The organism is Brevundimonas sp. (assembly GCF_036399195.1).
Taxonomy (GTDB): Bacteria; Pseudomonadota; Alphaproteobacteria; order Caulobacterales; family Caulobacteraceae; genus Brevundimonas.
In genome coordinates this window covers 1-8,317 of the sequence record NZ_DASWNO010000205.1, presented here as the reverse complement: position 1 = coordinate 8,317, position 8,317 = coordinate 1, and the positions used below count along the sequence as shown (strand labels likewise).

Below are 8,317 nucleotides of genomic sequence, written 5' to 3'. Positions count from 1 at the left end.
CCCAGCGGCTTGCCCTTCAGTTCGGTGACGATGCGCAGCGCCAGCTTGGGCCCGACGCCGTTGGCCCGCGCCACCGCCGCCTTGTCCTCGCGCGCCACCGCTCCCGCCAGCTCGCCCGGCGGCAGCACGTCGAGCACGCTCAGCGCCGCCTTCGGCCCCACCCCCTGGATGCCGGTCAGGGTGGTGAAGGCCCGGCGCTCGTCGCGGCTGAGGAAGCCGTACAGCCGCGGCCCGTTTTCGGCCGACCAGCTGCTCTCGATGTGCAGCGTCGCCTCGTCGCCCGGCGCCGGCAGCCGCTGCAGCGTCCGCGCCCCGCAGGCAACGACATAGCCGACGCCGGCGCAGTCGATCAGGCAGTGATCCGCCTCGACCTCCGCCAGCACGCCGCGCAGCCGGCCGATCACGCCGCCGCCCCCGCCAGAAGCGCCCGCTTGCGCAGCTGCGCGTGGGTGATGGCCACCGCCAGCGCATCCGCCGCGTCGGCCTTCACGTCCCCCGCCGAGGGCAGCAGCCGCTTCACCATGAAGGCGATCTGACTCTTGTCGGCGTGGCCGGCGCCGACGACCGCCTTCTTGATCAGGTTGGGAGAGTATTCCGCGACCGACAGGCCGCATTTGGCGGGAGCCAGCATGACCGCCGCCCGGGCGTGGCCGAGCTTCAGCGTCGAGGCCGGGTTCATGTTGACGAACACCTCCTCGACCGCCGCCTCGTCACAGCCGTGGGCGGCGCAGACCGCCGACAGCGCCTCGAACAGATGCAGCAGCCGCTCGCTGAACGGCGCGGCCTCGGGCGGCGTCACCACCCCGTGCGCGACCCAGCGCAGGCGCGAGCCCTCGGCGACCAGAACGCCCCAGCCGGTGCGCCGCAGGCCGGGGTCCAGCCCCAGAATTCGAGTCGGTCCGTTCGTCATTCGTTCCAGTCATGCCTCAAACAAGGTTGACGGACAATGACCGGCCTATTCGTCCCGCGGCAGCACCGAAAATCCGGACAGGCCGTCGTGGCCGCACAGCTGCGCGACGAGGGCGTCGATATCCATCGGCATCGGCCCCTTCACCTTCAGCAGGTGCTCGTGGATTTCGCAGTCCGGGCTCATCACATGGCCGATGCGGACAGGCTTCAGCCCCTTGCTCCGCAGCAGGTCACGCAGCATCCGCTCCGACGGCGCCGCGCCCCGCTTCCAGCGCAGGCTGATGTCCATGACCCCGATGTGCGGCAGCCGCGCATCCAGCAGTCTCAGGATCGCCAGCACCAGAAGCGTGGCGCCCGAGCCGATCAGGGCGAGATCCAGCATGCCGACACCGAACAGCACGCCGATCGCCGAGGTGACCCACAGCGACGCCGCCGTCGTGAGCCCATGAACGGAAAATCCCTCCCGGAAGATCACGCCGGCGCAGAGGAAGCCGATCCCCGTCAGCAGTCCGTGCGACATCCGCGTGGGGTCGATCACCACCGTCTGGCCCGGCAGCGCGTCGAACGCCCAGGTCGCCTGATGCATCGCCGCCAGCATCAGCAGGCAGGAGGTCAGGCAGACGAGGATGTGGGTCCGGAACCCGGCGGGATGGCCGTGATAGGTGCGCTCGGCGCCGATCAGCCCGCCCGCCGCCATCGCCGCCGCGATCGGCCACACAAGGTCCCAGTTCACCAAGAAATTCGCTCCGCTGACTGACGAATCCTGAACCTAGGCCGGAGCGGCCCCGGCGTTCAAGCGCCCCGATCAGTCGTCGCGGGGATCCAGCGAATAGCCGGTGACGCCTTCGATCGTCTGTAACCGGCCCGACAGAGCCCGCACAGCCGGTTCGCCCTGCAGCGCCAGGCGGAAACGCTGCCGCACCGCCGCGCCGCCGTCGATCAGTTCGATCTTGCCCCCGCGTCGCGTGCCGTCGATCTCGCCCAGTGCGGCGTGAACCCGTCCCTCGGCCTCGGGGTCTCCCCGGCGCCAAACGACGTCGGCGTCGACGATCGTGATCTGCGGCATCCGCTTGCTGACCAGCCGCAGGGCCACCAGGACCGCCGCGGTCAGAACCGTGCCCACGGCGCCGAGGGTGTACAGGCCGACCCCGAACAGCACCCCCAGCGCCGAGGTGATCCAAAGCGACGCCGCGGTCGTCAGGCCGTGGACGGAAAAGCCCTGGCGGAAGATCACGCCGGCGCACAGGAAGCCGATGCCTGTCAGCACGCCGTGCGCCATCCGGGTCGGATCGCTGACGATCTCGCTCCCGCTGATGGGCAGAAACCGCCAGGCGCCCTGCGACACGGCCGCCTCCATGAGCAGGCACGAGGCCAGACAGACGAGGATGTGCGTCCGGAACCCGGCCGCCCGGCCCCGCCACTCCCGCTCAAACCCGATCACGCCTCCCGCGATGATCGAGGCGAGAAGGGGCAGGGTGAAGCCGGGCAGGTCGCTCATGTTCATGGGGACGGCAACGGTCGGGAGCGAACGCCCGTTCCCCGCGCCGAAGCCGGGGCCCGGACCGCCGCCGGCCGCCAGCCCGCCTTCAGGGCTCCACGCGGAAGCGGACGGTGAACTGGATGGTGCTGTCGGTCTCGAAGCCATCGACGCTGCGCGGCTGGATGCGGGCGCTTCTGACTCCGTGCAGCGCGGCCTCGGCGAAGCCCGCGCCGGCTGGCTGTTCCGAAAGCACCACGCAGGCTTCGAGCGCGCCTGAGGCCAGCGCCTTGCAGCGCAGCATGACCGAGCCGCTCTCGATTCCGCGCCTCATCGCCGGCCGCGGGTATTCGGGAACGGGTTGCCGGGTCCACACCGGCGACTGCACGACCTCGCCGTTCGGTCCAACGCTCGGCTGCGATGGCCCGCCCGGCGCCTCCCGCGGAAGGGGTTCGACCCATTCTTCCGTGCGCGTTGGGTCCTCGTTGCCGAATCTCGCCGCGAACCAGCGGTTGGCTCCCACGCCGAGGGCGAACAGGACGGCGATGACCAGACACCAGACCGCGACGTCGACGATCCTGTCCCTCGACCCGGCCGCGGGCCTGTTCGGCTCGCGCGGGTCCATCTAGCCGCCGTATTTCGCCAGGTCTTCGTCCGTGATGTCTTCGTTCGAATAGACGTTCTGCACGTCGTCCTCGGCGTCCAGCGCGTCCAGCAGCTTCATCAGCGTGCCGACCGCCTCGCCGGTGACCGGGACCTCGGTCTGGGGACGCCAGACCAGCGCCGTCGACTTGGCGTCGCCGAGGATCGTCGAAAGCGCCTCGGCGACCTCGTTCAGGTCCTCGAAGGTGGTCCAGATGGTGTGGCCCGGGGCGTCCTCATAGATGTCGGGCTTGACCAGGTCGCTCTCGACATCCTGGGCGCCTGCCTCGATCGCGGCTTCCATCACCGCGTCCTCGCTGCCCGCCTCGGCCGGATAGATGATCCGCCCGACGCGGTTCCACATGAAGGCCACCGAGTTCATCTCGCCCAGCTGGCCGCCGTTCTTGGTGAAGCAGGAGCGGATGTTTGAGTTAGCGCGGTTGCGGTTGTCGGTCAGGGCCTCGACGATGATGCCGACGCCACCCGGTCCCCGGCCCTCGTAGCGGACCTCTTCCATCAGATCGACATCGCCGCCGGCGGCCTTGTTGATGGCCCGCTGGATCACGTCGCGCGGCAGGCTTTCGGCCTTGGCGTTGTTCACCGCCAGACGCAGGCGCGGGTTCATGGCCGGGTCCGGCAGCCCCAGCTTGGCGGCCACGGTGATGTCGCGCGACAGTTTCGAGAACAGCTTGGAGCGCTGCGCGTCGGCGCGCCCCTTGCGGTGCATGATGTTCTTGAACTTGGAATGGCCGGCCATGAGGTCTCTTCTAGGGCGCTAACGCTCGCGACGCGGTCGCTCGCTGCTTGAGCGCCCTCGCCGCCGGAGAGCCGGGCATCTAGCTCAAGCCGCGTTCGCTGTCACGGTCGGGCGCGGCCGCGGGACGCAGGAACCGCCGCGCTTGCGGGGCATTTCCGAACCGACCTTCACCGGAGCCCCGCCATGACCGCCGAAGACACGCTTTATCACGTCGAGGGCTACACCGACGACGACCTCCACGACGCCGACATCGTCGAATGGTACGAGGCGCGCCAGGTCACGGTCTCCACCCCAGTCGCCGTGGGCGCGGTGGTCGGGGCCTTTACCCTGGGGGTGCTGACGGCCGTCGGGGCGCTGGTGCTAATGGGGCGGCTGGAGGACTGAGGCACATCCCACAACCGCCTACAACCGCCTCTCCCTCCCGCTTGAGGGAGGGTGGCTGAGCCGCAGGCGAAGCCGGGTGGGAGGGGCGCGGCGACGCGAGCGCCGGCGCTTGCCTCGCCAAAGCGCCCCCACCCCCTCGTCGCTCCGCGACGAGGACCCTCCCCACAGGGGGGAGGGAGAACGCTGAGCGCCCCTGCCCCCCCCTACGTCTTCAAGCTCTCCAGAAACCCCCGCATCCGGTCGTCCACCGACACCGGCCGCTTCGTCTCGCGATCCACATAGACGTGGACGAAATAGCCGACCGCCGCCGCCTCTTCCTCGTTGTTGCGGAACAGGCCGATCTCGTAGCGGACGGACGAGGTGCCGACGTGGGCGACGCGGACGCCGGCCTGGATTTCGTCGGGAAAGGCCGTCGGCGAGAAGTAGCGGCAGCCGGTCTCGACCACCAGGCCGATGGTCGTGCCCTGATGGATGTCGAGCACGCCGTTGACGACCAGCAGCCGGTTCACCGCCGTGTCGAACCACGAATAATAGACGACGTTGTTGACGTGGCCGTAGACGTCGTTGTCCATCCACCGCGTCGAGATCGCCTGAAACCGGCGATAGTCCTTGCGCTTGGTCCGCTCGATGGTGCCCGTCATGAAGCCTCCCCGTTGGTGCGCTAACGCTCGCGACCCGGTCGCTCGCTGCTTGAGCGCGTTCTGTGTGCGGCCTTCGGTCGAGTCCGCTTGAGCCGAGCCTTGGGCTTGGCGAACGCGGCGTCAAGCGCCTAGCGTCGTCGCATGCAGACCACCGCAGCCATTCTCAGGACCACGGGCGCGCCGCGCCCCTATGCGGACAGCCGCCCGCTCTCGATCGAGACCGTCACCCTCGACGATCCGGGGCCCGGCGAGGTGCGCGTCGGGATCAAGGCCGCGGGCCTTTGCCACTCGGACCTCAGCGTCATCAACGGCGACCGGCCCCGCCCCCTGCCCATGGCGCTGGGGCATGAGGCGGCCGGCGTGGTCGAGGCGCTCGGCCCCGGCGTGACTGACCTGCAGGTCGGCGATCACGTCGTCATGGTCTTCATGCCCTCGTGCGGGCACTGCGATCCCTGCGCCGGCGGCCGTCCCGCCCTGTGCGAGCCAGGCGCGGCGGCCAACGGCAAGGGCGAGCTGCTGGGCGGCGGGCGGCGGCTCAGCGACGACGGCGAGGCCCTGAACCATCATCTCGGCTGCTCGGCCTTCGCCGCCCACGCCGTGGTGTCGCGCCGCTCGCTGGTGAAAATCGACGCCGACCTGCCGTTCGAGCACGCGGCCCTGTTCGGCTGCGCCGTCCTGACCGGCGTGGGCGCGGTGGTGAACACGGCGCGGGTTCAGGCAGGCCAGAGCGTCGCCGTCGTCGGCCTCGGCGGCGTGGGCCTGTCGTCTGTGCTGGGCGCGCTGGCCGCCGGAGCCTCGCCGGTGGTGGCGGTGGACCTGTCGCCGGAGAAGCTGGCGCTGGCCCGCAGCCTCGGCCCGGTGCTGACCGTGAACGCCTCCGACCCTGACGCCGTCGAGCAGGTCCGCGCCCTGACCGGCGGCGGGGCCGACTTCGTCTTCGAGATGGCGGGATCGGTGCGCGCGCTCGAGGCCGCCTGGAAGATGACCCGACGCGGCGGGACCACCGTCACCGCCGGTCTGCCCCCGCCCGAGGCCGCGCTGGCGGTCAATGTCGTCTCTCTGGTGGCCGAGGAGCGGACGCTGAAGGGGTCCTACATAGGGACCTGCGTCCCCAGCCGCGACGTCCCGCGCTACGTCGCCCTGTTCCGCGAAGGGCGGCTGCCGGTCGATCGCCTGCTGACCGGCGTCATCGCGCTGGAGGACATCAACGAGGCCTTCGACCGGCTGGCCGACGGTCAGGCCGTTCGGACCGTGGTGAGGTTCTGAGGTTCAACCCACCCTCGTCTTTCCGGGGCAGGCCGGCGCAGCCGGACGGAACCCGGAACCCAGGAGACCGGGCGCGTCTCCGCGAACTTCCGCCCTGAGACCGATCTCCGGGATTCCGGGTTCCGCTGCGCGGCCCCGGAAGGACGGAGAGTGATGCGGTCCTACGCTCCCCTGGCCAGAACCCCATCGACCGGCTGCACCACGCCGTTCGAGGCGACCGTCTCCTGACCGGCCAGACGCCCGCGCGCCCCGCCCTCGCCGGCCACCACGATCGCCTCGCCTTCGCGTGAGAAGGTCAGCAGGGTGTTGGCCATAGTCCGCATCTCGACCGTGCCCGAGCCGCCCCGCGCCATGGCGGCCTCGATGTCGGCCCGCGTCAGCGCGCCCGGCACGATGTGCGCCCGCAGCAGCGCCGCGGCCTGCGCCTTCATCGCCTCCGTGCCCAGATCGGCGCCGCCGGCGGCGGTGAAGGCGGCGTCGTTCGGCGCGAACACCGTATAGGGGCCCGTCCCCTCCAGCACCGTGTTCAGCCCGGCGTTGGCCAGCACCCGCTCCAGCGCGCCCAGCTCGCCGCTGTCCGCCACCGAGGCCGCCAGCGTCCGGTTCGACGGCGCCGCCGCCTCGCCCGGCGCCGTCGCCTTCTCGTCGTCGCCGCCGCCGCACGCGGCAAGACCCAGCACCGCCGCCGCGGCGGCCCATCGCATCGAAGCTCTCATCGTGGTCGTCCTGTCTGTCTGGGCTGTCTGTGGTCGCGCCGCTGCGTCCGGCGATCAGGTGAGCAACTGGATCACGGTCTGGATCAGCTGGGTCTTCGGATCCACCTGGTACACATAGCCGTCGTTGTAGCGGTACAGGCTGTCCGCGCTGTCGGCGTACTGGTTCCGGTACTGGTAGGGCACGTTGTAGATGTCGTACCCCGCCGGCATCTGCTGGCCCACGTTGAACTGTTGCCCGGTCAGCAGGGCCGCGATCTGGCTGATGGTGTTGGTCTGCGGATCGACCCCGTACAGCGCGCCATCGGCGTAGCGGTAGTCGTAGCGGTCGTTCAGCCCGTAATACCGGCTGTAATAGTCCGGCGTCTGCTGCCACTGGTACTGCTGCGGCCACACGGCCCCGGGCGCCAGCGCCCCGCCCAGCACGGGCAGCCAGCCCAGCGGCGACCCCTGCGGGCTCAGCTGGTACAGATAGCCGTTCTCATAACGGTAGTTCGACCGGTCCTGCCGCCCGCCCAGACCCCACAGCCAGTCATAGCGGTCCGCCTCGGCCGCCCGCGCCAGCTGACGCGCCTGTCCCGGCGGCAGGCAGCCGTTGTTCTTCTTCGCCAGGCCCGGAGGACAGCCGGCGATCAGGCCGCGGTCGTCGTCGCGGCGGAACACCGTGACGGAACGCCCGTCGTTGGAGACGCGCACGTCGCCCCGTTCCAGCCCGCGGCGGACGTCGACGACCGCGCGCCGGTCGTCATCGCCGCGACTGTCGTTCCCACGGCCGCGCCCGCGGTCGTCGTCCTGACGGATGATGGAGCGAACCTCCGTGCGAACCTCGCGATTGTCGTCTCCGCCCCGGCCGCGTCCGTTCCCATTGCCATCGCCGTTTCCGCCGCGGTCGTCTCCGCCGCCGCCGCCGCCGCGCTTTTCATTCCCGCCGCCGCGCTCCTGACCGCCGCCGCCGGCCCCGCGCGCCGCCTCGCTCTTGCCGCCGCCCTTGCCGTTTCCGTTGCCGTTCTGGGCCAGAGCCGTGGAAGGGACCGCGAGCGCCAGCATCAGGACGCTGGTGATGGGAATAAGCCGTTTCATGGAACACCTCTATGTCCGGTGCACAACGTCCGGCGTCGGACCGATGTTCCGCCGTCCGCCCGGATGAGCCGGCGCTCGACCCCGCCCGCCCGCGCCCGGCTGTTCCCCCGCCGCCCCGGCCCTGCTACCCCGGCGGCATGAGCAACCCCGCCCCCCTCCGCCGCCTGATCGACCTGCCCGGCGTCGACGATCTGGAGCTGAAGGCGCTGATGAAGCCGCGCCTCGCCGACCCCGACCTGCGCCACGAGCACCCGGAGGTCGACGCCGTCGCCCGCGCCGCCTTCAGCCTGTCGCTGGACGAGGCCGAGGCCGTCCCCCTCCCCGCCGACTGGCCCGACCACCTGAAGGATCTGCACCGCCAGTCCCCCGCCGATCTGGCCGAGGCCTTCGAGGCCGAGGGCTGGGACGTGACCGACAAACGCCGCAAGCCCCTGCGCCTGCTCCCCCT

12 protein-coding genes are annotated in these 8,317 nt (G+C 70.7%); 3 read left to right on the top strand and 9 right to left on the bottom strand.

Translation table 11 applies throughout. The features are described from left to right. From ruvA to VGB60_RS09315, 6 genes are all read right to left on the bottom strand, one after another. Positions 1-404: Holliday junction branch migration protein RuvA (gene ruvA, locus VGB60_RS09340; RefSeq protein WP_331037994.1), on the bottom strand; the 404-nt coding region annotated here is incomplete at its 3' end. Next, positions 401-910: a crossover junction endodeoxyribonuclease RuvC gene (gene ruvC, locus VGB60_RS09335; RefSeq protein WP_331037993.1), complete on the bottom strand. Its 510-nt coding sequence runs from the start codon at positions 908-910 to the stop codon at positions 401-403. The genes ruvA and ruvC, both read right to left, overlap by 4 nt. A 45-nt stretch (positions 911-955) precedes the next feature. Then, positions 956-1,642 (bottom strand): MgtC/SapB family protein, encoded by a 687-nt coding sequence (locus VGB60_RS09330; RefSeq protein ID WP_414644506.1) that lies wholly within the window; start codon positions 1,640-1,642, stop codon positions 956-958. Between the two features lie 72 nt (positions 1,643-1,714). Beyond that, positions 1,715-2,407 carry an MgtC/SapB family protein gene (locus tag VGB60_RS09325; RefSeq protein WP_331037992.1) on the bottom strand — a complete coding sequence of 231 codons (693 nt, stop codon included), beginning with the start codon at positions 2,405-2,407 and terminating at the stop codon, positions 1,715-1,717. 88 nt (positions 2,408-2,495) lie between these two features. Next, on the bottom strand, positions 2,496-3,011 hold the full coding sequence (locus VGB60_RS09320; RefSeq protein WP_331037991.1) for an energy transducer TonB: 516 nt from the start codon (positions 3,009-3,011) through the stop codon (positions 2,496-2,498). Further along, entirely contained in the window at positions 3,012-3,785 is a 774-nt protein-coding gene (locus VGB60_RS09315; RefSeq protein WP_331037990.1) for a YebC/PmpR family DNA-binding transcriptional regulator, read from the bottom strand. It lies immediately after the preceding gene. Between the two features lie 183 nt (positions 3,786-3,968). Between VGB60_RS09315 and VGB60_RS09310 the strand changes: the two genes are divergently transcribed. Beyond that, entirely contained in the window at positions 3,969-4,169 is a 201-nt protein-coding gene (locus tag VGB60_RS09310; protein ID WP_331037989.1) for a hypothetical protein, read from the top strand. Positions 4,170-4,372: 203 nt separating this feature from the next. Here VGB60_RS09310 and VGB60_RS09305 read toward each other — a convergent pair whose 3' ends face one another. Further along, on the bottom strand, positions 4,373-4,810 hold the full coding sequence (locus VGB60_RS09305) for a thioesterase family protein (RefSeq protein ID WP_331037988.1): 438 nt from the start codon (positions 4,808-4,810) through the stop codon (positions 4,373-4,375). Between the two features lie 141 nt (positions 4,811-4,951). Here VGB60_RS09305 and VGB60_RS09300 point away from each other — a divergent pair, with 141 nt between their 5' ends. Beyond that, positions 4,952-6,076: a zinc-dependent alcohol dehydrogenase family protein gene (locus tag VGB60_RS09300; protein ID WP_331037987.1), complete on the top strand. Its 1,125-nt coding sequence runs from the start codon at positions 4,952-4,954 to the stop codon at positions 6,074-6,076. Between the two features lie 161 nt (positions 6,077-6,237). Here VGB60_RS09300 and VGB60_RS09295 read toward each other — a convergent pair whose 3' ends face one another. Continuing rightward, entirely contained in the window at positions 6,238-6,792 is a 555-nt protein-coding gene (locus tag VGB60_RS09295) for a fasciclin domain-containing protein (protein WP_331037986.1), read from the bottom strand. A 54-nt stretch (positions 6,793-6,846) separates the two neighbouring features. Continuing rightward, positions 6,847-7,869: a hypothetical protein gene (locus VGB60_RS09290; RefSeq protein ID WP_331037985.1), complete on the bottom strand. Its 1,023-nt coding sequence runs from the start codon at positions 7,867-7,869 to the stop codon at positions 6,847-6,849. Positions 7,870-8,006: 137 nt separating this feature from the next. Between VGB60_RS09290 and VGB60_RS09285 the strand changes: the two genes are divergently transcribed. Continuing rightward, a partial coding sequence (locus VGB60_RS09285; RefSeq protein ID WP_331037984.1) for a hypothetical protein occupies positions 8,007-8,317 on the top strand: 311 nt, incomplete at its 3' end.